The 22,267-nt window shown below is 62.5% G+C and carries 23 protein-coding genes; 17 read left to right on the top strand and 6 right to left on the bottom strand.

Translation table 11 applies throughout. From position 1 onward, the window contains the following. The first annotated feature begins 161 nt into the window (after window positions 1-161). Entirely contained in the window at window positions 162-431 is a 270-nt protein-coding gene (locus CN673_RS08380; protein WP_099865805.1) for a hypothetical protein, read from the top strand. Window positions 432-522: 91 nt separating this feature from the next. Continuing rightward, window positions 523-1,788, top strand: coding sequence for a DUF2254 domain-containing protein (locus CN673_RS08385; RefSeq protein WP_099865806.1), 1,266 nt, complete (start codon window positions 523-525; stop codon window positions 1,786-1,788). On the opposite strand, the gene CN673_RS08390 is transcribed toward CN673_RS08385, so the two are convergent. From CN673_RS08390 to CN673_RS08400, 3 genes are all read right to left on the bottom strand, one after another. Continuing rightward, window positions 1,785-1,985: a hypothetical protein gene (locus CN673_RS08390; protein ID WP_099865807.1), complete on the bottom strand. Its 201-nt coding sequence runs from the start codon at window positions 1,983-1,985 to the stop codon at window positions 1,785-1,787. The genes CN673_RS08385 and CN673_RS08390 overlap by 4 nt on opposite strands. 186 nt (window positions 1,986-2,171) lie before the next feature. After that, window positions 2,172-2,750 carry a transglutaminase-like cysteine peptidase gene (locus CN673_RS08395; protein ID WP_099866110.1) on the bottom strand — a complete coding sequence of 193 codons (579 nt, stop codon included), beginning with the start codon at window positions 2,748-2,750 and terminating at the stop codon, window positions 2,172-2,174. 266 nt (window positions 2,751-3,016) lie between these two features. Beyond that, window positions 3,017-3,817: an alpha/beta hydrolase gene (locus tag CN673_RS08400; RefSeq protein ID WP_099865808.1), complete on the bottom strand. Its 801-nt coding sequence runs from the start codon at window positions 3,815-3,817 to the stop codon at window positions 3,017-3,019. Window positions 3,818-4,008: 191 nt separating this feature from the next. On the opposite strand from CN673_RS08400, the gene infC reads away from it, so the two are divergent. Both infC and CN673_RS08410 read left to right on the top strand, forming a co-directional pair. Continuing rightward, entirely contained in the window at window positions 4,009-4,545 is a 537-nt protein-coding gene (gene infC / locus CN673_RS08405; protein WP_198585966.1) for a translation initiation factor IF-3, read from the top strand. Between the two features lie 81 nt (window positions 4,546-4,626). Then, window positions 4,627-5,256, top strand: a complete 630-nt coding sequence (locus CN673_RS08410; protein WP_099865810.1) for a methyltransferase family protein — start codon at window positions 4,627-4,629, stop codon at window positions 5,254-5,256. 11 nt (window positions 5,257-5,267) lie between these two features. On the opposite strand, the gene CN673_RS08415 is transcribed toward CN673_RS08410, so the two are convergent. Next, window positions 5,268-6,377, bottom strand: a complete 1,110-nt coding sequence (locus CN673_RS08415) for an alkene reductase (protein WP_198585950.1) — start codon at window positions 6,375-6,377, stop codon at window positions 5,268-5,270. A gap of 359 nt (window positions 6,378-6,736) precedes the next feature. Here CN673_RS08415 and rpmI point away from each other — a divergent pair, with 359 nt between their 5' ends. From rpmI to CN673_RS08460, 9 genes are all read left to right on the top strand, one after another. After that, entirely contained in the window at window positions 6,737-6,937 is a 201-nt protein-coding gene (rpmI, locus tag CN673_RS08420; protein ID WP_099865811.1) for a 50S ribosomal protein L35, read from the top strand. A 37-nt stretch (window positions 6,938-6,974) separates the two neighbouring features. Further along, window positions 6,975-7,376 carry a 50S ribosomal protein L20 gene (rplT, locus tag CN673_RS08425; protein ID WP_099865812.1) on the top strand — a complete coding sequence of 134 codons (402 nt, stop codon included), beginning with the start codon at window positions 6,975-6,977 and terminating at the stop codon, window positions 7,374-7,376. Between the two features lie 166 nt (window positions 7,377-7,542). Continuing rightward, the gene (gene pheS, locus CN673_RS08430; RefSeq protein ID WP_099865813.1) at window positions 7,543-8,625 is read left to right on the top strand and encodes a phenylalanine--tRNA ligase subunit alpha; all 1,083 of its coding nucleotides are present in this window, start codon (window positions 7,543-7,545) and stop codon (window positions 8,623-8,625) included. A gap of 53 nt (window positions 8,626-8,678) precedes the next feature. After that, the gene (locus tag CN673_RS08435) at window positions 8,679-9,074 is read left to right on the top strand and encodes a GFA family protein (RefSeq protein ID WP_245409833.1); all 396 of its coding nucleotides are present in this window, start codon (window positions 8,679-8,681) and stop codon (window positions 9,072-9,074) included. Between the two features lie 24 nt (window positions 9,075-9,098). Next, the gene (gene pheT / locus CN673_RS08440; protein WP_099865815.1) at window positions 9,099-11,504 is read left to right on the top strand and encodes a phenylalanine--tRNA ligase subunit beta; all 2,406 of its coding nucleotides are present in this window, start codon (window positions 9,099-9,101) and stop codon (window positions 11,502-11,504) included. A gap of 140 nt (window positions 11,505-11,644) precedes the next feature. Next, window positions 11,645-12,097: a DUF2231 domain-containing protein gene (locus CN673_RS08445; protein ID WP_099865816.1), complete on the top strand. Its 453-nt coding sequence runs from the start codon at window positions 11,645-11,647 to the stop codon at window positions 12,095-12,097. After that, the gene (locus CN673_RS08450; protein ID WP_099865817.1) at window positions 12,090-13,691 is read left to right on the top strand and encodes a PQQ-dependent sugar dehydrogenase; all 1,602 of its coding nucleotides are present in this window, start codon (window positions 12,090-12,092) and stop codon (window positions 13,689-13,691) included. Before CN673_RS08445 ends, CN673_RS08450 begins: the two co-directional genes overlap by 8 nt. A gap of 116 nt (window positions 13,692-13,807) precedes the next feature. After that, window positions 13,808-15,187, top strand: coding sequence for a nicotinate phosphoribosyltransferase (locus CN673_RS08455; protein WP_099865818.1), 1,380 nt, complete (start codon window positions 13,808-13,810; stop codon window positions 15,185-15,187). A gap of 33 nt (window positions 15,188-15,220) precedes the next feature. After that, on the top strand, window positions 15,221-16,207 hold the full coding sequence (locus CN673_RS08460) for a Gfo/Idh/MocA family protein (protein WP_099865819.1): 987 nt from the start codon (window positions 15,221-15,223) through the stop codon (window positions 16,205-16,207). A 31-nt stretch (window positions 16,208-16,238) separates the two neighbouring features. Here the strand turns inward: CN673_RS08460 and CN673_RS08465 are convergent, their stop codons facing one another. Together CN673_RS08465 and CN673_RS08470 are read right to left on the bottom strand one after the other, a co-directional pair. Further along, on the bottom strand, window positions 16,239-16,613 hold the full coding sequence (locus CN673_RS08465) for a GtrA family protein (protein WP_099865820.1): 375 nt from the start codon (window positions 16,611-16,613) through the stop codon (window positions 16,239-16,241). After that, window positions 16,610-17,623, bottom strand: a complete 1,014-nt coding sequence (locus CN673_RS08470) for a glycosyltransferase (protein WP_099865821.1) — start codon at window positions 17,621-17,623, stop codon at window positions 16,610-16,612. Before CN673_RS08470 ends, CN673_RS08465 begins: the two co-directional genes overlap by 4 nt. Before the next feature lie 124 nt (window positions 17,624-17,747). Here CN673_RS08470 and CN673_RS08475 point away from each other — a divergent pair, with 124 nt between their 5' ends. The 4 genes from CN673_RS08475 to CN673_RS08490 all read left to right on the top strand — a co-directional run bounded on the left by CN673_RS08475 (window position 17,748) and on the right by CN673_RS08490 (window position 22,164). After that, the gene (locus tag CN673_RS08475) at window positions 17,748-19,568 is read left to right on the top strand and encodes a hypothetical protein (RefSeq protein WP_099865822.1); all 1,821 of its coding nucleotides are present in this window, start codon (window positions 17,748-17,750) and stop codon (window positions 19,566-19,568) included. Window positions 19,569-19,635: 67 nt separating this feature from the next. Continuing rightward, window positions 19,636-20,619, top strand: a complete 984-nt coding sequence (mepA, locus tag CN673_RS08480) for a penicillin-insensitive murein endopeptidase (protein WP_099865823.1) — start codon at window positions 19,636-19,638, stop codon at window positions 20,617-20,619. A 97-nt stretch (window positions 20,620-20,716) separates the two neighbouring features. Continuing rightward, window positions 20,717-21,088 (top strand): methylglyoxal synthase, encoded by a 372-nt coding sequence (locus CN673_RS08485; RefSeq protein ID WP_099865824.1) that lies wholly within the window; start codon window positions 20,717-20,719, stop codon window positions 21,086-21,088. 50 nt (window positions 21,089-21,138) lie between these two features. After that, complete coding sequence (locus CN673_RS08490) at window positions 21,139-22,164, top strand: glucokinase (protein WP_099865825.1); 1,026 nt, start codon at window positions 21,139-21,141, stop codon at window positions 22,162-22,164. The last annotated feature ends 103 nt before the right edge of the window (window positions 22,165-22,267 follow it).

The following is a 22,267-nucleotide window of genomic DNA, read 5'->3' on the forward strand; positions in this document are numbered from 1 at the left end:
AGAATATGGCGCCCGTGCCGCATTCCGCCAGCGTCAATTCTGTCGCACCGCCAGAATGTCGCAGAGCCCCCCTCATCTGCAAGCCACCAGTCGCCGCGTCGCTGCTTTTTCCTTTGACGACTTCGGGTTATGGTAGCCTTCGCGTCGAAGGAGGTGGTGTGATGGTGATGTATCTGATTGGCTACGAAGGCCGGGGAGAGCGTCCCTATGATCGCCTGCAGGAGGCCATCGACCAACGCGGCGGGGTCCATCTCATCGACAATCTATGGGCGCTGGAATGCGACAGCGACGCCGCCTCTTTGCGCGACTGGGTTCACGACATGATGGACGATGATGATGCGATCATCGTCATGCAACTCAAGAACGGCAACCACTGGGCCAGCCGCCATCTCAAAACCAGCGTGAACGACTGGCTGAAAACGCATATCTGACGGTAACGCCATTGCCTTGGCGGATGACGACGCCATTTCTGGGCCATCCGCCGCAGCTTCCAATCCCACACCTCTGAGCACCCGACCCCGCATGTTACGACAATGGCAATGGCGGTTTCGCCAATGGACACGCCGCCTCTGGGTTCGTGCCACGCTTCTCTCCCTGCTCGGCGTTGCCACGGCATTTGCCGGGATCCTTCTCGATCCGATGATCCCCGACGATGTCGAGGAGATCATCGGTGCCGATTCGATCGAGCAGATCCTGAACATCCTCGCCACGAGCATGCTGACGATCACGACGTTCTCGCTCAGCACAATGGTCGCCGCGTATTCCGCATCGACGCAGACTGTAACCCCGCGTGCAACGCGGTTGCTCGTCTCCGATACGACCACCCATAACGTGCTGGCGACGTTCATCGGCACGTTTCTCTACAGTCTCGTCGGCATCATCGTTCTGTCGATGGAAGCCTATGGGGGTGGCGGGCGTGTCGTGCTTTTTATCGTCACGCTGGCGGTAATTCTCGCCGTGGTGACCGCGCTGTTACGCTGGATCGACCACCTGACGCATTTCGGCCGCGTCAACGACACGACAAAATCGGTGGAAGAGGCGGTTCGGGGCGCACTTGAAAGCCGCCGCGAGCAACCGTTTCTCGGGGCCAATCCTCTCGAAGATCCTGCAAGCGACGTCCCTGCCGATGCGAGCGCTGTCACCATGGCGCAGATCGGCTACATACAGCATGCGGACATGGCGCAGTTGCAGAAGGCGGCCGAGGAGGCGGGCGCGCTGATCTACATCGTCGCCGCGCCTGGTACGTTCGTGCACCCCGGCCGACCGATCGCCTATGTCAGCGACGACCGGCTGGATCCGGACGCAGTTCGTGCCGCCTTCACGGTCGAAGACGAGCGCAGCTATGATCAGGATCCGCTTTTCGGCTTGGCGGTCATGGCAGAAATCGCGTCCCGTGCCCTGTCGCCCGGCATCAATGACCCTGGGACGGCAATCGATGTGCTTGGCCGCCTGGTCCGGCTTCTGGCGTTGTGGCGTGAGCGACCGGCCGATATTCCGGTGACCTTCGACCGTCTCTACCTGCCCGCAATCGCGATCGATGAATGCTTCGACCATGCCTTCACGCCGATCGCACGCGATGGAGCCGGCATGATCGAAGTTCAGCTCAGGCTGCAGAAGACGTTCGCGGCGCTTTACCACATGGGAGACGGCGCGATGCGCCGCTCGGCCATCAACCATGCGGCGGGCGCATGCAAGCGGGCTGTTGGTGCATTGGAGATGGAAGAGGATCGGGAAAGAGTACGCGCGGCCCACAAGGCTGTAGCGGCCGCCTCCGGCCAGAGCCGTTAGCTGGAGCGCGTGCGACGACGCTCCGCCTGCTCCATTCGGCGCAACAAGTCACGCATCGGCTCGGGCGTCTCGTCTTCAAGGCGAAAGGACGGAATCCGTCCAAGCATGCGACGGTTCGGTGCGGTCTGAATGTTGTTCAGCACCGCACGGTCGATGGCCGGATCAGCCGCGCGCTCATTTGCATTTTGTCTCTGCATGATCGGTTCAGTCTTGTGTTTCAGGACCGTGAAACCCTCGGATGCCGCAATGGTTCCAAGAAGTAATAACCCGAAACGGTAAATACAATATTTCGAAAATCTTAAACACAAGGGCATGTCGCAGATGGCCCCGACACCCGCGGGACCAACCGAAATAGCCTTACCATTGATCGCGGAGATGCCGCTCTACTGAAGAGCGCCAACCGGTACGTCGCTGCCGTACTCGATGGAGACCCAGCGGCCTGAATGAAACGACGCCTGCCGCTTCAAGAAGACATAGGGCGTTTCCGTCCAGAGCCGGACCTCCCGGTCCAGATTGTCCAGGATGAAATCGCCTTCGGACGTGCGAAGCGTCAAGACAGCGTGGCCCTCGCCGTCTCTTTTGCGCACGACGGTGATCAACAGATCGTTGGCCGAAAACCCGCGCTCCATCAACATGAGGCGCTTCAGAAGCACGTAATCCTCACAGTCGCCTTCAAGCTCGGGATAGGACCACAATTCCTCAATGCCATGCATGTCCTCGTCCGTACGCGGGACGATTGCGTCGTTGACGCTCAGATTGACCTCACGCACGACCTCCCATCCGAAGTCGGTGACCCGCGGCGCGGCGGTGGGCTGGGCCCGAAGATTGCATTCGGAGACGTTGCGCTTGCAGAACTCGTAGTGCCCGATCGGCTGCGAAGTGACCGCACCAACCATCATCGAACGGTGGTCCGGCTCGACTGCGTCGGCCGGAGGCGTCCAAAAAAGCGCGACAGCTGCCATTGCAGCCAGTCCGGCCGCGCCCAGACCTCGAAGCGAATAGACCACCTGTTCACCCCACTCTTATCGTTAATAAAGAGTTAAATTTGGTGAGCAGGGAAAGTCAATCGACGAAAAAGGCGTTCATCCGTTATGGTTACCAAAAGCCCACGGACTGTGTTCACAGCGTAACACTTCGTGAGGCTTATTGGAAGCGATGGCGCTTTCCGGGCAATTTCCAGCTGGTGCCCGTTGCACGTTTTATGACCCTCACACAGCCAATCGGCTGATCAGCCTTGGTGGATGAGATCGCGAATCGCCTGCAGCATCCGCTCGATGTCCTGCGGGCGGGAGAGACGGTGATCGCCATCGCGAACGAGTGTGAGAACGACATCATCGGCAGGCAGATGTTCGACCAGACGGAGCGCATGAGTATGCGGCACGTCGGGATCGGCCATGCCCTGGATGATATGGATCGGGCAGCCCGCATCGATCACGCCGTTGAGTACGCGATTGCGACGGCCATCCTCGAACAGCGCGCGGGTAAAGACGTTCGGCTCCGGACCGTAGGGAGTCGGCTCCTCGAAATAGCCTTTGGATTCAAGGTCGCTCTTCTGCGCCTCGGTCAGTTCCGGCTCCATCAGTTCGATCGTGAAATCGGGCGCAGGCGCCAGGAGAATGAGACCAGCGATGCGATCGGCCTCGCCCCGGCGCTGAAATTCCTGAACGAGCCGCAGCGCGATCCAGGCCCCCATCGAAGAGCCGACCAGAATCTGCGGGCCGGGCGCCTCCTGACCCATCACCGCCAGGCTCTCCTCCAGCCAGCGCGATATCGTCCCGTCGCGAAAATCGCCGCCTGAGCGGCCATGCCCCGAATAGTCGAACCGCGTGCAGGCAAGGCCTTCCGCGCCACAATAGCGGTCGAGTTCGACAGCCTTGGTCCCATCCATGTCGGAGCGATAGCCGCCGAGCCATACAAGTCCCGGCCGGCCGACAGCATCACGGGGCGCGCGGCGCACCAATGCAATCGTCCGCTTGGTTGCGCCCTCACCTACAGTCAGCGTCGTCGTGCCGTGGCTTTCAACCGTCATGTCTCATCCCTCAACATGGCCTGATCTCAGTAATTCCCGAAGCCCACTCACTGTCCGGGATGATTTTTTCGCCGGGGCATGCTATTGACTTGCCCGGTTCGATCACGACATTGCGGCAGATCACGCAATGCCGAGGGCCGGCATATGCGATATTCCATGCATCGGTTCAACAATTCGAGGAGAATACGACCATTCGCAGACCATTCAGAGCCCCACCGCCGACCAGGGAAGGGCCGCGCGCCAACGAGGAGATCCGGGTCGACCGGGTCCAGCTTATCGATTCCGAGGGTGAGAACCGGGGCGTCGTCCCCATTCGCGAGGCGCTGGAAATCGCCGCCGACGCAGGTCTCGATCTCGTGGAAATTTCGCCGAACGCCGATCCCCCGGTCTGCAAGATCCAGGACCTCGGCAAGCTGAAATACGAAAAGCAGAAGAAGGCCGCCGAGGCGCGCAAGAAGCAGAAGACCGTCGAGGTCAAAGAAATCAAGATGCGCCCGAACATCGACACGCATGATTATGACGTGAAGATGCGCGCCATGAACCGCTTCTTCGACGAAGGCGACAAGGTCAAGGTGACGCTGCGATTCCGCGGGCGCGAAATGGCGCACCAGGAACTCGGCATGAAGCTGCTGCAGAAGGTCAAGGAGCAGACGGCGGAGATCGCCAAGGTCGAGGCCGAACCGAAGCTCGAGGGCCGTCAGATGATGATGGTGCTGGCGCCGCGCTAGAGGCGGCCGCTTCCGCTGATCAATGCCCCTCCCCACAAAGAATGCGGGAGGGGCATTTTGTTTTTCGGACGATTTTCCCCGATGGATGATCCAGCCAGTTCCCGCGTGGTCCTGCAAAAGTTTCAGCGGTTGCGCCGACTGGTTCTCGCCTCGATCCTTGGCGCCGTCATTCTGGCGCTGCTGTTCGTGCGCTCACGCTGGCAATCAGAAGCCATTCACGAAACGATCGAGATTCTCGGGCTCGCCTGCATTGCCGCCGGGATATTGGGCCGCCTGTGGTGCACGCTCTATATAGGCGGGCGAAAGGCGGACGAAATCGTCGACGGCGGGCCGTATTCCATCACACGCAATCCGCTCTATCTCTTTTCGACGCTCGCTGCCGCCGGTGTCGGAGCCCAGACCGGAAGCCTTTTGGTGACGGCATTCTTCGCCATCGGCTCGGCTCTCGCCTTTCACGTCGTTATCGCCCGTGAGGAACAGTATCTGGCAGAACGCTTTGGCGACCCGTATGCGGCCTACATGGCGCGAGTACCGCGCTTCCTTCCGCGGCCAAGCCTCTTCCAGACCGACGACGTGCTGACCGTCCGCCCGGCCCGGCTTTACCGGACCTTTGCGGACGGCCTCGTCTTCTTCCTGGCGATGCCGCTTCTCGAGACGGTCGAATACCTTCAGGACAGTGGTGTGCTACCGGTCATTCTGCACCTCTACTGAGCGGCGTCCCATCATGCAGCCTTGGCGACAGCATCTCCCCGGCCGAGCGTGGCAAACGGATAGTCGGTGTAACCTTCCGCTCCACCTCCATAGAACGTGTCCTTGTCCTGCGGATTGAGCGCCGCTCCCGTGCGGAATCGCTCCGGCAGATCAGGATTGGCGATGAATGCCTTGCCGACTGACACAGCATCTGCATGGCCGCTCCTGATCGCTTCCGCCGACCGTTCGGCATCGTATTCGCCGTTGGCAATATAAAAGCCGGTCCAATCGGAACGCAGTGTACGGATCAGCGCCTCGCCCTTCTCGTCGCCCGCCGTCCCGAAGCTTTCCACCACATGCAGGTAGGCCAGCCCGCGCGTGTCGAGCGCCTTGTAAAGCGCGGAAAACAGCCCGTGCGGATCGCTGTCGGTGATGTCGTTGGCTTGGCCTCGCGGCGACAGCCGGATGCCGACGCGGCCGGCACCGATCTCCGCGATCACGCGATCACACACCTCCAATGTCAGACGCATGCGATTATCGATCGATCCGCCATAGGCGTCTGTCCGGTCATTCGCGCCATCCTGAAGGAACTGGTCGAGCAGATAGCCATTTGCGGAATGGATTTCGACACCGTCGAAACCGGCGGCAATGGCGGACCGCGCCGCATGGCCATAGTCCTCGATCAGCGCGGCGATCTCGTCGCCTTCAAGAGCGCGCGGCTTTGACGTATCCTCGAACCCATTGCTCGTGAACGTCTTCGACCGGGCGCGGCGGTTGCTGGACGACACCGGGGCCTGGCCGTCGGGAAGCAGGGACGTGTGAGAAATTCTGCCGACATGCCAAAGTTGGCAGAAGATGCGGCCACCATTGGCATGGACGGCGGAGGTGATCGGCTTCCATGCCTCGACTTGCGCGTCGGTATATATGCCGGGCGTATCGATATATCCTTTGCCCAAGGGCGATATTTGCGTGGCTTCGGAGACGATCAAACCAGCCGAAGCGCGTTGCGCATAGTAAGTCGCGGCAAGCGGCTTCGGCGTGCCGTCGGGATTTGCACGGTTGCGCGTCAGCGGCGCCATGAAAATTCGGTTTGGAATTGTGAGCTCGCCCATTTCCGTCGGCGAGAACATCTGATGTGTCATGAACTAAGCCTCAAATCTGAAGGTGCGCCATAGGGCGTCAATCGATCGCTTGGACATGGGGACGGCAGCCCGATGGTCAAGTGAACGCATTGGGCAGCATGAGTGAACGCTTGATGGCGGTTTTCGAACGGCGAGGCCTTGCACATTCGCGCGCTTATGGGTAAGGGAGCGCGTTCGAACCGGCCGGCAGGGCATGCCGTGGCGGTTCACAATGCTTGCGGAGGACGGTTCGTCTCGTTTCCGCAGACCAACAACCAAGCGTTCCGGCTCAGTCTCGGTCAGCCAGCCTCAGGGCAGGCCCGACGTCCAAGGACATCGCGGCACTGATCATAGCCTCGAACGCGCATAGGAGAAGCAAAATGCCCAAGATGAAGACGAAGGCATCCGCGAAAAAGCGGTTCAAGATCACCGGCTCCGGCAAGGTGCTGGCGGCAGCTGCCGGTAAGCGGCATGGCATGATCAAGCGGTCCAACAAGTTCATTCGCGACGCCCGCGGCACGATGGTTCTCTCCGAGGCCGATGCCAAGATCGTCAAGAAGTTCCTTCCGAACGGTCTTTGAGACCTTCGATCAGACCGACATTTAAGGAGATCATACCATGGCACGCGTCAAGAGAGGCGTTACCGCCCACGCCAAGCACAAGAAGGTCCTGAAGAAAGCTAAGGGCTTTTACGGCCGTCGCAAGAACACGATCCGCGCAGCCAAGGCTGCCGTCGATCGTTCGATGCAGTTCGCCTATCGCGACCGCAAGGTCCGCAAGCGCAACTTCCGTGCGCTCTGGGTTCAGCGCATCAACGCGGCCGTTCGCGAACACGGCCTGACCTATGGCCGTTTCATCGACGGCTTGACCAAGGCCGGCATCGAGGTCGACCGCAAGGTTCTTTCCGACATGGCTATCCACGAGCCCGAAGCATTCGGTGCCTTGGTTGCCAGCGCCAAGAAGGCATTGGAATACCTCAAGGATACGACGCCGAACGCTTTTGAAAGCGCTGTCCGTTAGTCAGCGCTTTTCCAAGCATACATGGATTTGGGAAACCCGCGCTGGCTCGAGGCCTTGCGCGGGTTTTTGCTTTTCAGGGGTGGTCGGACGACCTTTCACCGGCCCGCCCTTTCTGATTAAAGCCTGGCACAACGGTTCAGGCGACACGCAAGATGCAGGACATGGAATGAGCGATCTCGTCCAACTGGAAGAACAGATCATGGCGGAGATTTCCGCCGCCGATGATGAGCCCGCCATCGAAGCGGTGCGAGTGGCGGCACTCGGCAAGAAGGGGTCGGTTTCCGAAAAGCTCAAGACGCTTGGGGCGATGAGCCCGGAAGAGCGGCAGACCATGGGTCCGGCGATCAACGGGCTCAAGAGCAGGATCGCCGACGCCATCGCCGAGCGCAAACAGGCACTGAAGGCCAAGGCGATCGAGGCAAGGCTCGAGCGCGAGCGGGTCGATGTCACGCTTCCCACACGGCCGTCGCCGGTCGAGACCGGCCGCATCCATCCGATCAGCCAGGTCATCGATGAGATCACCGCAATCTTCGGGGACATGGGCTTCTCGATCGCCGAAGGCCCGGATATCGAAACGGACTACTACAACTTCACCGCGCTGAACTTCCCCGAAGGCCATCCGGCGCGTGAGATGCACGATACGTTCTTCTTCGCCAAGGACGACAAGGGCGAGGCCAAGGTGCTGCGCACCCACACCTCTCCCGTGCAGATCCGTACGATGGAAAGCCAGAAGCCGCCGATCCGCATCGTCATCCCCGGCAAGACCTATCGTCAGGATTCCGACGCCACGCACTCGCCGATGTTTCATCAGATCGAGGGTCTCGTCATCGACAAGACCGCGAATGTCGCAAACATGAAGTGGGTCCTGACGGAATTCTGCAAGACGTTCTTCGAGGTGCCGCAGGTCAAGATGCGCTTCCGGCCATCGTTCTTCCCATTCACCGAACCGAGCCTGGAGGTCGATATCCAGTGCGACCGGTCGGGATCGGAAGTGAAATTCGGCGAAGGCGACGACTGGATGGAAATCCTCGGCTGCGGCATGGTTCACCCGAACGTGTTGCGGGCCGGCGGTCTCGATCCCGACGAGTACCAGGGCTTTGCCTGGGGCATGGGCATCGACCGCATCGCCATGCTGAAATACGGCATGCCGGATTTGCGCGCCTTTTTCGACGCCGATGTGCGTTGGCTCAACCATTACGGTTTCCGCCCGCTCGACATGCCGACCCTGTTCGGCGGCCTCAGCAGCTAGGTGCCGGCAGGGAGCGCGACCGTCCGCATCTTTGCGTCACAATGGAGCTGACCATGTCCCATACCGGATCCTGCCGCTGCGGCGTCATATCCGCCGATGCACACGGCGAACCCTTTCGCCGGGCCTATTGCCATTGCCGCGATTGCCGCAAGCAAACCGGCGCGCCCGTAATGGCGTTCGTCGGGTTCAAGGATGAAGACCTGACCTTTTTCGGAGAGCCGCAGAGCTATCGTTTCGGCGGCGTGGAGCGGGTTTTCTGTGGCCGCTGCGGCAGCCAGATCGGCTATCGCGACGAGGAACTGCCCGGCCGCATCTATCTGACGCTGGGCTTCATGGACGAACCGCAGAACCATCCGCCCGCCTTCCATGCCTTTACCAAGCGGCAGCTTCCCTTTGTCGAACTCGCCGACGACCTGCCCCATTTCGATGGCTTCCCGCCGGAACGCTGAAACCCTCAAGGGACGACCAGACCAATGAAATTCACACTCTCCTGGCTCAAGGAGCACCTTGAGACCGATGCCACGCTGGAAGAGATCGCCGAGCGACTGACGGCGATCGGACTTGAAGTTGAAAGCATCGATGACAAGGCGGCGCTGAAGCCTTTCACCATCGCGCGCGTGCTGAGCGCAGAAAAGCACCCGGATGCCGACAAGCTTCAGGTCCTGACGGTCGACACTGGATCGGGCACGCCGGTACAGGTCGTCTGCGGCGCGCCGAACGCGCGCGCTGGCCTCGTTGGCGCATTCGCCGCGCCCGGCTCCTATGTGCCTGGAATCGACGTCACGCTTTCGGTCGGCAACATTCGCGGGGTGGAAAGCCGGGGCATGATGTGCTCGGAACGCGAATTGCAGATGTCGGACGAGCATTCGGGCATTATCGATCTTGATGACGACGCACCTGTCGGTCAGTCCTTCGCCGCCTATGCGGGCCTTGACGATCCTGTCATCGAAATCGGCCTGACGCCCAATCACCCGGAAGCGACGGGCGTTTACGGCATCGCGCGCGATCTGGCGGCAGCCGGTATCGGCCGCCTCAAGGAGACGGCGATCGAGCCTGTCCGCGCGGAAGGTGCGTGCCCGGTCAATGTCGCGATCGAGGCCGGCGATCTTTGTCCCGGTTTTGCCTTGCGGCGCGTCAAGGGTGTGACCAACGGCCCAAGCCCGCGCTGGATGCAACAGCGCCTTCTGGCCATCGGGCTGCGTCCGATCAATGCATTGGTCGACATCACCAACTACATGACGTTCGACCGCGGACGTCCGCTGCACGTCTTCGACGCCGCCAAGGTCGCGGGGAACCTGACCATCCGCCGCGCACGCGATGGCGAAACCCTTCTGGCTCTGGACGAACGCACCTATCGGCTCACCCCGGAGATGTGCGTGATCGCCGACGAGCGCGGTGTGGAATCGCTCGCCGGCATCATGGGTGGGGAGCATTCTGGCTGCGACGAGACCACGACCGACGTGTTGATCGAATCGGCACTTTGGGATCCGATCGCGACCGCAAAGGCTGGCCGGTCGCTCGGCATCATCACGGATGCGCGCTATCGCTTCGAACGCGGTGTCGACCCGGAGTTCATGATCCCCGGATTGGATCTTGCAACGCACCTTGTCATGCAGATTTGCGGCGGGACGCCGAGCGAGATGGAAGTCGCGGGCTACCGGCCGCCGGAGCGCAAGGTCGTCAGCTTCCCGTTCTCCGAGGTGAAGCGGCTGACCGGCCTTGACGTGCCGGCGGGTGAAGCGACGGACATCCTGACGCGCCTCGGCTTCGAGCCGATCGGCAGCGGCGAGGTGATCGAGGTCAAGGTCCCCACATGGCGCCCCGATGTCGACGGCAAGGCCGACCTCGTCGAAGAGGTCATGCGCATCAAAGGTGTCGACCACATTGCTCCATTGCCGCTGGAAACCCACAGTGCGGTCAACGGCAGGATCTTGACGACGTTGCAGATCCGCACGCGCCTGGCACGCCGCGCACTTGCTGCCCGCGGCATGCTGGAAGCGGTGACGTGGTCGTTCATTCCCGAGGCGCATGCGAAAGCGTTCGGCGGGGGCGCCGCGGGCCTCAAGCTTGCCAACCCGATCGCAGCCGACATGTCGGACATGCGCCCATCGCTGCTGCCTGGTCTACTGGCGGCTGCCCAGCGCAACACGGATCGCGGGTTCGGTGATGCCGCGCTGTTCGAAGTGTCGGGGACGTATGAAAGCGATGCGCCTGACGGTCAGCGACGCGTTGCCGGCGGCGTGCGCCGCGGCACGGCCAAGTTCGGTGGCGCCAGCCGCCACTGGGACGGGGCGGCCAAGCCGGTCGATGTCTTCGACGCCAAGGCCGATGCGATCGCCGCGCTGGAAGCGGCCGGCGCGCCGGTGGACAAGCTGCAGATCGAACCCGGCGGCCCTGAATGGTATCACCCCGGCCGCTCGGGCACGATCAGGCTCGGACCGAAGATGGTGCTCGCCCATTTCGGGGAGTTTCATCCCATCACGCTCGAAACGCTGGACGTCTCTGGTCCACTGACCGGCTTTGAGGTCTTCCTCGACGCCATCCCCGAGCCAAAGCGCAAGGCAACGCGCACCAAGCCGTCGCTCACTCTGTCGCCGCTGCAGGCCGTCAAGCGTGATTTCGCCTTCGTGGTGGACAAGGCCGTCAAGGCTGCCGACCTCGTCAAGGCCGCGTCCGGCGCCGACAAGAAGCTGATCGCCGGCATCACCGTGTTCGATCTTTTCGAAGGCGCGGCGCTCGGCGAAGGCAAGAAATCTGTGGCCATCGAGGTCACGATCCAGCCGCTTGACCGGACACTGACGGACGAGGACCTGGAGGCACTGGCCGGCAAGGTCGTCGACAACGTCACCAAATCCACCGGCGGCACGCTGAGGCGCTGATCGATCCTGGATGTCGCTGCCGAAACCATCCGTCCGGCAGGGACATCCGATCGCATCTCCGCAGGACGAATACAGCCGATCTCGGAACAAACTGGCCTTTCCCGCGTCTGGTGCAGAGACACCGAATCCGAGCGGATGCCATGCCTTCCTATTCTCCTTCGCCTATCGTCGTCGGTCGCCATCCGGTGCACGGCGCACTCGTCGCCTTCCCCATCGTCTGCTTCACGCTGACGCTCCTCAGCGATGTCGCCTACTGGCAGACGTCCAATCTGCTCTGGCAGCATTTCGCCGAGTGGTTGCTGCTTGTCGGGGTGGTCATGGGAGCGCTGGCCGCCGTCGCGGGCATCGTCGACCATGTGCTGCATCGCCATATGCGTTCTCCGGGCGCAGGTTGGCCCTATGCCATCGGCTCCGGCCTGGTTCTTCTGCTCGCCTTCATTAACAATTTCGTTCACGCCGGTGACGGCTGGACCGGTGTCATGCCCTATGGGCTGGCGCTGTCGGCCATCACGGTCATCGCTCTGGTCGTTACCGAAGTCATCGGCCACGCGACAATCCACCGACGCGGCGCGGGAGTATACGTCAATGACTGACCGTCTTTGGAGCCGAGGCATTGTCCTTGCCGGTGGCTGCACGATGTTTCTGGCACTTGCCGGCTGCGGCAATGGATCCGATTTCGATGTGACGCAGCAGATCGGGCCCGACCCGGAGTTGCCCGAACCCAGCATGAGCCTCTGGCCCGATCTCAAGGTGGCTGAAGTCACGGGTTGGCAAGACGGCGAGACGCCGACCGTGCCAGAGGGGCTGACTGTATCCGCCTACGCGAAAGACCTCGCCAACCCGCGCACGGTCCACACGCTGCCCAATGGAGACGTTATCGTCATCCAGTCGCGCGCGCCGGCCGGCAAGCCACTCGATCGCCCCAAGGACTACATTCGCGGCTGGATCATGTCGATTGCCCATGGCGGCGGTGGCGGCGCGCAACCGGAAAGCAACATCGCGACCTTGCTGCGCGACACCGACCGCGACGGTACGGTGGACGAACGAAGCGACCTGCTGACCGGCCTCAACTCGCCCTTTGGCGTCGCCTGGTACGACGGCACACTCTACATCGCCGCTGCCGATGCGATCCTTGCATATCCCTATGAGCTGGGGACGAGCGAAATTTCGGCCGAGCCGGAGATCCTGACACCGCTTCCCGGCGGGCCCATCAACCATCACTGGACCAAGGATCTGGCCGTCAGCCCGGATGGGCGGTTTCTCTACGCCTCCGTCGGCTCGAACTCCAATATCGCCGAACGCGGACTTGAAGCCGAAAAGGGCCGCGCGGCAATTTGGCAGGTCGACCGCGAGACCGGCGCGGCGCGGGTTTTCGCCTCGGGCCTTCGCAATCCGAACGGCCTCAACATCCATCCCGAGACCGGAGAACTCTGGACCGTCGTGAACGAACGCGACGAGCTGGGCCCCAACCTCGTCCCCGATTACATGACTTCGGTCGAGGATGGGGCCTTCTACGGCTGGCCGTGGAGCTATTACGGCGAGCATGTCGACGAACGCGTGCATCCACCACGTCCCGACATGGTGGCATCCGCAACATCACCGGATTATGCGCTATCGAGCCACGTCGCGGCGTTGGGCCTGACATTCTCCAACGATTCCGCGATGCCGGAAGCCTATGGCAACGGTGCGTTCATCGGCGAACACGGCAGTTGGAACCGCAGTGCGTTCAACGGCTACAAGGTCGTCTATGTGCCTTTCGAGAATGGCGAACCCGCCGGAATGGCGCAGGACGTCGTGACGGGCTTCCTTGATGGAGACCAGGCGAAGGGCCGTCCGGTCGGTGTCGCGATCGACGGCACAGGTGCACTTCTCGTCGCCGACGATGCCGGGAACACCGTTTGGAGGGTTGCCGCCGCCGATGGATCCGTCACGGATGAGCCAGTGCCGACGGACCGGATCGAGCAGGCGGCTGACGCTGCAGCAGAGAGCGACGCAGCCGCGCCGCAGGAGGCCGTCGATTCTCAGCCGACTCAGCCCGAAAATGCTGGTGAGCCAGCAGCGCAGGGCGAAGGGGAGCCGGCAGACACCGAGGCACCGGCCGAGGGGCAGCCGTCGCAGACGGACATTGCCCCCGCGACACAGCCAGAAGGGACCGTCGACGACGGAGACGGTGCGCAGGATCAGTAGCAGGTCTCCGACGACTGTATGTCGCGGCGACGGGGTAAGGCCTCCTTCGGCCTCCTGCCCTTTTCGATGGGCGCCGCGTCGGCTATGCCTCTCTTCCGCGTGAAGGGACAGCCGACATGAACCCCATTCTCAACACAGACAGCTACAAGTACTCGCATTTCGCGCAGTATCCGCCGGACACCGCGGCCATATCCGCCTATATCGAATCGCGGCCGGGCGGGGTCTATGACCACGTGCTGTTCTTCGGCCTCCAGATGTTTCTCAAGGCCTATCTGACACGGCTCGTCACGCTCGAAGACGTCGAAGAGGCAGCCGATCTCGTAACCGCGCACGGGTTGCCCTTTCACCGCGAGGGGTGGGAACTCCTCGTTGCGCGCCATGGCGGGGCGATGCCGATCGAGATCGAAGCGCTGCCTGAGGGCATGGTCGTGCCATCGGGAACGCCGCTCGTCCAGGTCAAGAATACCGATCCCGACTTCTTCTGGCTGCCGACGTTCATCGAGACCGCCCTGCTGCGTGCCGTATGGTATCCTTCAACCGTCGCTACCGTTTCGCACGCCGTACGCCAGATGATCGCAGCATCGCTGGAGCGGACCTGCGAGACGCCCGAGGAGGTCCTGCCGTTCCGGCTCCACGATTTCGGAGCTCGTGGCGCGACCTCGGCCGAGCAGGCCGGCATCGGCGGCGTTGCCCATCTCGTCAATTTCCTCGGAACCGACACGGTGGCCGGCGTCGTCTATGCACGGCGCTACTACCACGAAGCGATGGCGGGATTTTCCATCCCGGCCGCCGAGCATTCGACGATGACGAGTTGGGGCGAGGACCGTGAAGCGGACGCCTATCGCAACATGCTTGTTCAGTTCGGCGGCAAGGACAAACTGGTCGCCGTCGTATCCGACAGCTACGATCTTTATCGCGCGGTGAAGAAGATCTGGGGCCAGGAATTGCGGGCCGAGGTCGAGGCGACCGGTGGAACGCTGGTGGTCCGGCCCGATTCCGGAGATGCCGCCCGCGTGCCCATCGACACCATCGAGATGCTGGGCGAAATCTTCGGCTTCACGGTGAACGGCAAGGGCTACAAAGTGCTGAATCCGGCGGTGCGCGTCATTCAGGGCGACGGCATATCACCGGCGATGATCAAGCGCCTTCTCACAGGCCTGGAGGATCGCGGTTGGTCGTCTGAGAACCTCGCCTTCGGCATGGGTGGCGGTCTGCTGCAAAAGGTCAATCGCGATACTCTGCGTTTCGCCATGAAGGCCAATGCCCGCCAGGATCGGGACGGTCAATGGACCGGGATTCACAAGGATCCGAAAACCGACCCCGGCAAGGCATCGAAGCGGTCACGGCAGGCGGTCGTCATGGAAAACGAGAGCCCCGTGGCGGTCCCGCTGCGTGACCTCGGCGAACGCCAGAACCTGCTGCAGCCGGTATGGCGCAACGGCGAATTGCTCAAGGACTGGACGCTCGAGACAATCCGCCGAAGGGCGGCTGGCTGAGGCGCGTCGCCCAACATGAAGAGGACTTGCCACATGTTCCGATGGGGAATTTTGTCGACCGCCAAGATCGGCCGCGATCAGGTGATCCCGCAATTGCTGGATGCGCAGAATTGCGTGGTCACGGCGATCGCCAGCCGCAGTGCCGACAGCGGCGCCAGCGTCGCGGAGCGCTTCTCCATCGCGCATGTCTTCGATTCCTACGATGCACTCCTCGCCTCGGACACCGTTGACGGTGTGTATATTCCGCTGCCGACCAGCCAGCATGTGGAATGGGCGATCCGGGCTGCCGACGCAGGCAAGCACGTGCTTGTCGAGAAGCCTCTGGCCCTCGATGCGGCATCGATCGACGAGGTCATCGCGGCGCGCGAGCGCAACGGTGTCCTGATCTGCGAGGCCTTCATGGTCTTCTACCATCCGCAATGGCAGAAGGTGCGGTCGCTGATTGCCGAAGGCGCGATCGGAACGCTCAGGCATGTTCAAGGCGCGTTCACCTATTTCAACACGGATGCGGCCAATATGCGAAACAAGGTCGAGCTCGGCGGCGGGGGCCTGCTCGACATCGGCGTTTACCCGACTGTCACCACGCGCATCGCCACCGGCGCGGAGCCGAAGCGCATCCAGGCAACGATCGATCGCGATCCGACCTTCGGCACGGACCGCTATGCCAGCGTGAAAGCCGATTTCGGCGCTTTCGATCTACAGTTCTATTGTTCGACGCAGATGTCGCTCCGCCAGTCGATGGTCTTCCATGGCGATGCCGGCCTGATCGAGGTCGACGCACCGTTCAATGCCGGAGACTACGGCCATGCCGCCATTACCCTGCATGGGCGCAGGCACGATCATGCCGAAACGTTCCGTTTTCCCGGCGTGCGGCAATACCGGTTGCAGGCAGAGGCCTTCGTCAAGAAATTGTCGGGCGAGGATGTCGATGTTTTCACGCTGGAAAGTTCACGGTCCAACCAGGCAACGATCGACGCAATCTTCCGCGCCGGAAAGCATGACGGCTGGGAGACGGTCTGACACGCCTCAGGTTCCGGCCCCTTTGCGGTCTTCAGCGCTTGAAGACCAGCTTGGAATAGCCGGTATAGGCGAAGATCGTCGCAGAGGCGGAGCCGAGCGTTAGCGCAATCAGCGGCTCGATCCGCGGAAATGCGATCAGCAGTCCGGAATAAACGCCATAGTTGATCAGGCTGCCCAGCATCCCGACGGAGCCGTAGCGCATACCCTCGATCGCGACGTGATGACGGCTCGCGCCGAAGGTGAACCGCCGGTTCAGCGTCCACGTCACGCAAAGGGCAAGCGCGATTGCGACCACGCGGGCGCTGAATTTGTCCGCGAGCCTGTATTCCAGGAGTGCTGTGAGAACCCCGGCATCAACGATGAAGCCTGTGCCGCCAACGACGGCAAAGGCAAAAAGCTTTCTCATGCGTGGACTGCTTTGTCCTGCTTGTCTCTTCTGACACGCTTGCCGGGCACGATCGGATCACCGGGATCGGAGCGGCGGAGCGCCGGGATGGTCATATACTGCACACGCTTGTGTTCTGCACGTCCCCTGGCGACCGAATCGAGAATAATTCCGGCGACCAGGATCATGAGCGATATCATCAAGAGCGCCATCGACAGCACCCAGGTCGGCATGCGGTCAACGAGTCCGGTGCGGAAATAGTCGACCAATACGGGCAACATGAAGGCAAGCGACAATCCGAGGAACGTCAGGCTGACATGGGAGAAGAAATAGAAGGGCCGCGTTTCCTTCATCAGGAGCACGAACGTCCACAGAATGCGCGCCCCGTCGCGAAAGGTCGAAAGCTTGCTCATGGAGCCAAGCGGCCGGCGGCCGTAATCGACGCCGATCTCGCAGACTGGCATCTTGAGCTGGCCGGCATGGACGGACATCTCCGTTTCGATCTCGAAACCGCCGGACAAGGCCGGGAAGCTTTTGGCAAAGCGGCGTGAGAAAGCACGATAGCCGGAGAAGATGTCGGTGAAATCGCGGCCGAACAGGCGCTGGTAGAGTGTATTGAATATCCGATTGCCGAAGGCATGGCCGGCACGACCGGCGTCGACCGTCACCTTGCGGCGTGTGGCCACCACCATGTCAGCGCGTTCGCTGAGCAGGGTCAGAACAAGTTCGGGCGCGTCTTCGGCCGCGTAGGTGCCGTCGCCGTCGGCCATGATGTAGATGTCGGCTTCGATGTCGGAAAACATGCGCCGCACGACGTGGCCCTTGCCCTGCCGACTCTCGCGCACGACCGTTGCGCCCGCAAGAGCGGCCCGCAACGCCGTTCGGTCCGTGGAGTTGTTGTCGCACACATAGATTCTCGCGCCCGGCAAAGCCGCGATGAATCCTGCGACCACCTCCATGATGGTGGATTCCTCGTTGTAGCAGGGGATCAGCACCGCGATATCGAGGTCGGCTGGAAAGCGTTCTGGCATCGTCTTCGTTCCGGGGTCGGATCGCCACGGCGCCCGTGGCCGGTCTCCGCAAGGAGCCTGCTTTACTATTTCTTCGGAAGGTTAAGGCTAGGTTGCGCGCCACGAAGAAAGGCAGGGGCGCGCGATGACACCGATCGCAACGACAAGCGGCGCGGCGACCGATACGGTCCGCCCCTCTGGGCAACAAGCGGCCCGCTGCAAGACGGTGGTCCTGCTGACGTTCCTGGCCGTAGCGGGTGTCATTCTCCTGCGCCATTTCATGTTCGGGGCGGATTACGTCGGCCTCGACAACGATGACACGATGCGCCTCGTTCAGGTTCGCGATCTGCTCGCAGGACAAGCCTGGTTCGACACCACCCAGCTGCGTCTCGGCCTGGAAGGCGGCACGGTGATGCACTGGTCCCGGCTCGTCGATCTGCCCATCGCCAACCTCGTTGCATTCTTTTCCGCGTTCGCCGACCGGGAAACGGCCGAAGCGATCGCTTTGACGGTTTGGCCGCTGGTCACGATGCTGGTGCTTCTGGCAGCCATCGCCCGTGTCGCAGCCATCCTCGGCGATGAACATTGCGTCTTTGCCGCCATGCTGCTGACCGGGATCTTCGCGGCGACATCGCACCGCTTCGCACCCGGCGCCATCGATCATCACAACGTGCAACTGGCCCTTCTCGCCGTCGGGCTGATCGGGTTGGCCCGCCCCGCATGTCCCCGATCGGCGGGGTTGTCGGGCGCCGGGCTTGCTCTGGCGATAGCCATCGGCGCAGAGACGGTGCCGATCGTTGCCGCCATGTGCGGCGCCTATGCCTTGATCTGGCTTCGTCACGGGTCCGAGATGCGCCAAGGCGCGGTCACCTTCGCGCTTTCGCTCTCTCTGACGCTGACAGCGGCGTTCTATGCGACCGTTGCGCCAGCTGACTACGGCCGCGTCGTGTGCGACGGCTTCTCGACCGGTTTTTATGCCATCGGCGTGTTCGGCGGCGGAACGCTGTTTGCCCTCGCGGTCACATTGAGCGGACGATCCTTCACCGCGCGCCTCGTCGGCTGCGGATGCGCGGCATTGGCGATCGCGGCTGCGATCCTCCTGGTCGCGCCGCAGTGCGTCGCAGACCCGCTCGCCGGCCTCGATCCGATGTTGAGGACCATGTGGCTGGATCATGTCGGCGAGGCGCAGTCGATCGCTGCGATGTGGTCCACTAGCCCCGCCATGATCGCAGGGCACTATCTGGTCCCGATCATTGCCCTTGCGATCGCGCTCCGTGCGGCTTGGAGGGATGACGCGCGGCAGTTTCATCTCGTTTCGGCGCTCCTCGTTGCGGCGGCTCTTGCCATTGCTCTCGTCCAGGTCCGAGGTGCCGTCTTTGCCGCCTTGTTCGCCATACCTGTGCTCGCTCTGGTGGCAGGGCGCGCCAGGGCCAGGCTCAGAGCCAGTCCGCGCAGTCTTCGGGCAGCGGCAGCCTTCTGTCTGTCGATCGTGCTGGCAGCGCCGGCGAGTTGGGCGCTCGCTGGCAACCTCATCGGCTCCAGCTTGAGAGGGAAAAGCATCAGCGGCCCCGCGACCGCCGACAGTGCAAAGGGCTGCCGGTCCCAAGCCCAGATGGCGGCCCTCGCCGATGCCCCCACCGGCGTCGTTTCCGCCGTCTCCAATATCGGCGACGACATCCTGCGCCACACCGAACATCGGGTTCTGTCCGCCCCCTATCATCGCAATCAGGCGGGAATGCTGACGCAGTTGCATATCGCCACCGAAGGGCCGCAGACGGCGCAAGCTTTCCTGAATGGTGCCGGGGTCACGCTCGTCGTCTTTTGCCCCGGCGATCCGGAAACACGTCAGATCATCCGCGCGGCACCGGACGGGCTTTATGCAAGTCTCGCTCGGGGCGATGTGCCCGACTACCTGGCGCCCGTTCCAGGCGGCAATGGTGCCATGACGATTTATCGCGTGCGCTGAGCGTTTCCCTCATTATCGATTTGGCGATAGCCTTCGCAAGGAAGAGGCCGATTCGGAGCGCACGCGTATGGGAAAAGCCAAGACCATGACGGCCTGGACCAATGCGTTGAGCGCGTTGCTCATCATCGCGTTTGCCGGAGATGCACTGGCGCAGGGGCCGGCCGCGCGCGATCTTTTCGGGTCGAAGTCCCTGCCTTCGCAGGCTGCGCCCGCCGCCTTCGGCTTTTACAACAAGGGGTGCCTGGCCGGTGGCGTAGCGATTCCGACCGACGGTCCGACCTGGCAGGCCATGCGCCTTTCGCGGAACCGGCGCTGGGGTCACCCGGACATGATCGCGTTGCTCGACCGGCTGTCCAGGGAGGCCGCGGCGCAGGACGGTTGGCCGGGACTTCTCATCGGCGACATATCGCAGCCGCGCGGCGGACCAATGCTGTCGGGCCACGCCTCCCATCAGATCGGGCTCGATGCAGACATCTGGCTCACGCCGATGCCGGACCGCCGGCTCAGCTATCGCGAGCGCGAGGACATCAGCGCTCGAACCGTCCTGCGGGAAGGAACGCTCCAGGTCGATCCATCCGTCTGGACGCCGGCCCATGCACGCGTCATCATGCGGGCCGCGAGCTATCGCGAGGTGCAACGCATCTTCGTCCATCCCGGAATCAAGCAGAAGCTGTGCGACAGCTGGCAGGGTGATCGCAGCCACCTCGGCAAGGTCCGGCCCTATTGGGGGCACCACTACCATTTCCACATTCGCATGCGTTGCCCGGATGGCTCGCCGGGCTGCACGCCGCAAGCCCCGATCGGTCGCGGAACCGGCTGCGACGAGTCGCTTGCCTGGTGGTTCACCGACGAGCCGTGGGCGCAACCCGACGACCCGCCTCCCGCACCGACGAAACCTCGCCTCACGCAGCTGAGCGAGCTCCCCAACGCCTGCGCCATCGTGCTCGACAGCGACGCGGTATCGGAAGAGGCCGCGACCTATCCGGCATCCTCCGCGGCCAATGCCTATCAGGCCGTCGATGTGCCCGTTCCCACGCCCCGGCCGCGCTGAGACGACCTCTGTCCACGCTCCTGCATCTTTTCATCGCGCGCGGCATTGGCTATAGAGCTATTCAAATCGATTTAAATCGAAGCTGGAGCCATACGCCTTGGAGCGTCGAAGGACCATCGCGCTCATCGCGCATGACAGCAAGAAGGACGACATGGTGGCATTCGCAGCCGCGCATGCTGGCGTCCTTGCCGACCATCGGATCGTCTCCACCGGTACGACTGGCGGCTTGGTTCTTGCCGCCTGCCCGAAACTCGACGTCATGCGCGTCAAGAGCGGCCCACTTGGCGGCGACCAGCAGATCGGTGCCCTGATCGCTACCGGGGACGTCGACATGGTGATCTTCTTTGTCGATCCGTTGACGCCTCTGCCGCATGACGTCGACGTCAAGGCGCTGATGCGGCTGGCGATCGTCTACGACATTCCGATGGCGCTCAACCAGGCGACCGCCGAAGTGCTGTTGCGCCGCTGAGACGCGGCACCCATACTCGACCCGAACAGGGAGTTTGAACGGATAACCTCATGGCTCAATCGACCGAACAGGACCAAACCTATCCATTTCCGATCCTGATCGGCGACATCGGCGGCACCAATGCCCGCTTTGCAATTCTCGTCGATGCCCTGGCCGAGCCGAAGGAATTCCCGATCGTCGCAACGGCCGATTTCCCGGCGATCGACGAGGCCATTCAGGCCAGCGTGCTGGACAAGACCTCCCTGCAGCCCAAAACCGCCATTCTCGCAGTCGCCGGGCCGGTCGATGGCGACGAGATCGACCTGACCAATTGTCCCTGGATCGTCAAGCCTCGTCAGATGATCGCCGAACTGGGTTTCGACGAGGTGATGGTCGTCAACGATTTCGCGGCCCAGGCGCTCGCCGTCGCCTCGCTCGACGAGGCAAATCGCCACCAGATCGGCGAGGGCAGGATCGCGTTGCACGCCTCGCGCGTCGTCGTGGGGCCCGGGACCGGGCTCGGCGTCGCGGGCCTGGTCTATGCGCAGCGCAAATGGATCCCGGTCCCCGGTGAAGGCGGCCATATCGACATGGGACCACGTACCAAGCGCGATTTCGAGATATTCCCCCACCTCGAAGCGATCGAGGGGCGCATTTCCGCCGAGCAGCTTTTGTGCGGCCGCGGCATCGTCAACATCTACCGGGCCGTCTGCAAGGCGGATGGCCGCGATGCCTCGCTCGGCACGCCGGCGGAGATCACGACGGCCGGTCTCAAGGCGGCCGACCCGCAAAGCGAGGAAACGCTTTCTCTGTTCTCGACCTATCTCGGCCGTTGCGCGGGCGATCTGGCGTTGATCTTCATGGCGCAGGGCGGTGTCTATCTTGCCGGCGGTATCTCGCAGAAGGTCATCCCGGCCCTCGAGCGCCCGGATTTTCGCGCTGCCTTTGAGGACAAGGCGCCGCATTCGGCTCTGCTGCGCGCCATGCCGACCTTCGTCATGACGCACCCTCTGGCAGCGCTTTCCGGGCTCGCCGCATATGCGCGCACCCCGGCACTGTTCGGCGTCGCCACCGAGGGACGGCATTGGAAGCGGTAGACCCTTTGCCGGCGTGGCGCTCTTGCCATAGGCAAAGCTTCGCCGAGAGGCTATAGACCCGTCTGCACCCGGCTGCCTTGCAGCCACCAACGCGCGGACTGGA

It is taken from the genome of Neopararhizobium haloflavum (assembly GCF_002750855.1).
In the GTDB taxonomy this organism is placed as follows: domain Bacteria; phylum Pseudomonadota; class Alphaproteobacteria; order Rhizobiales; family Rhizobiaceae; genus Georhizobium; species Georhizobium haloflavum.

Coding starts and splice junctions, on each gene's coding strand:
- CN673_RS08475 (WP_099865822.1), top strand. CDS start 17,748: ATGACACCGATCGCAACGACAAGCGGCGCGGCGACCGATACGGTCCGC.
- CN673_RS08470 (WP_099865821.1), bottom strand. CDS start 17,623: ATGCCAGAACGCTTTCCAGCCGACCTCGATATCGCGGTGCTGATCCCC.
- rpmI (WP_099865811.1), top strand. CDS start 6,737: ATGCCCAAGATGAAGACGAAGGCATCCGCGAAAAAGCGGTTCAAGATC.
- pheT (WP_099865815.1), top strand. CDS start 9,099: ATGAAATTCACACTCTCCTGGCTCAAGGAGCACCTTGAGACCGATGCC.
- CN673_RS08465 (WP_099865820.1), bottom strand. CDS start 16,613: ATGAGAAAGCTTTTTGCCTTTGCCGTCGTTGGCGGCACAGGCTTCATC.
- CN673_RS08490 (WP_099865825.1), top strand. CDS start 21,139: ATGGCTCAATCGACCGAACAGGACCAAACCTATCCATTTCCGATCCTG.
- CN673_RS08410 (WP_099865810.1), top strand. CDS start 4,627: ATGGATGATCCAGCCAGTTCCCGCGTGGTCCTGCAAAAGTTTCAGCGG.
- CN673_RS08415 (WP_198585950.1), bottom strand. CDS start 6,377: ATGACACATCAGATGTTCTCGCCGACGGAAATGGGCGAGCTCACAATT.
- CN673_RS08445 (WP_099865816.1), top strand. CDS start 11,645: ATGCCTTCCTATTCTCCTTCGCCTATCGTCGTCGGTCGCCATCCGGTG.
- CN673_RS08455 (WP_099865818.1), top strand. CDS start 13,808: ATGAACCCCATTCTCAACACAGACAGCTACAAGTACTCGCATTTCGCG.
- mepA (WP_099865823.1), top strand. CDS start 19,636: ATGGGAAAAGCCAAGACCATGACGGCCTGGACCAATGCGTTGAGCGCG.
- CN673_RS08380 (WP_099865805.1), top strand. CDS start 162: ATGGTGATGTATCTGATTGGCTACGAAGGCCGGGGAGAGCGTCCCTAT.
- CN673_RS08460 (WP_099865819.1), top strand. CDS start 15,221: ATGTTCCGATGGGGAATTTTGTCGACCGCCAAGATCGGCCGCGATCAG.
- CN673_RS08450 (WP_099865817.1), top strand. CDS start 12,090: ATGACTGACCGTCTTTGGAGCCGAGGCATTGTCCTTGCCGGTGGCTGC.
- CN673_RS08395 (WP_099866110.1), bottom strand. CDS start 2,750: ATGGCAGCTGTCGCGCTTTTTTGGACGCCTCCGGCCGACGCAGTCGAG.
- CN673_RS08435 (WP_245409833.1), top strand. CDS start 8,679: ATGTCCCATACCGGATCCTGCCGCTGCGGCGTCATATCCGCCGATGCA.
- pheS (WP_099865813.1), top strand. CDS start 7,543: ATGAGCGATCTCGTCCAACTGGAAGAACAGATCATGGCGGAGATTTCC.
- CN673_RS08400 (WP_099865808.1), bottom strand. CDS start 3,817: ATGACGGTTGAAAGCCACGGCACGACGACGCTGACTGTAGGTGAGGGC.
- rplT (WP_099865812.1), top strand. CDS start 6,975: ATGGCACGCGTCAAGAGAGGCGTTACCGCCCACGCCAAGCACAAGAAG.
- CN673_RS08390 (WP_099865807.1), bottom strand. CDS start 1,985: ATGCAGAGACAAAATGCAAATGAGCGCGCGGCTGATCCGGCCATCGAC.
- CN673_RS08385 (WP_099865806.1), top strand. CDS start 523: ATGTTACGACAATGGCAATGGCGGTTTCGCCAATGGACACGCCGCCTC.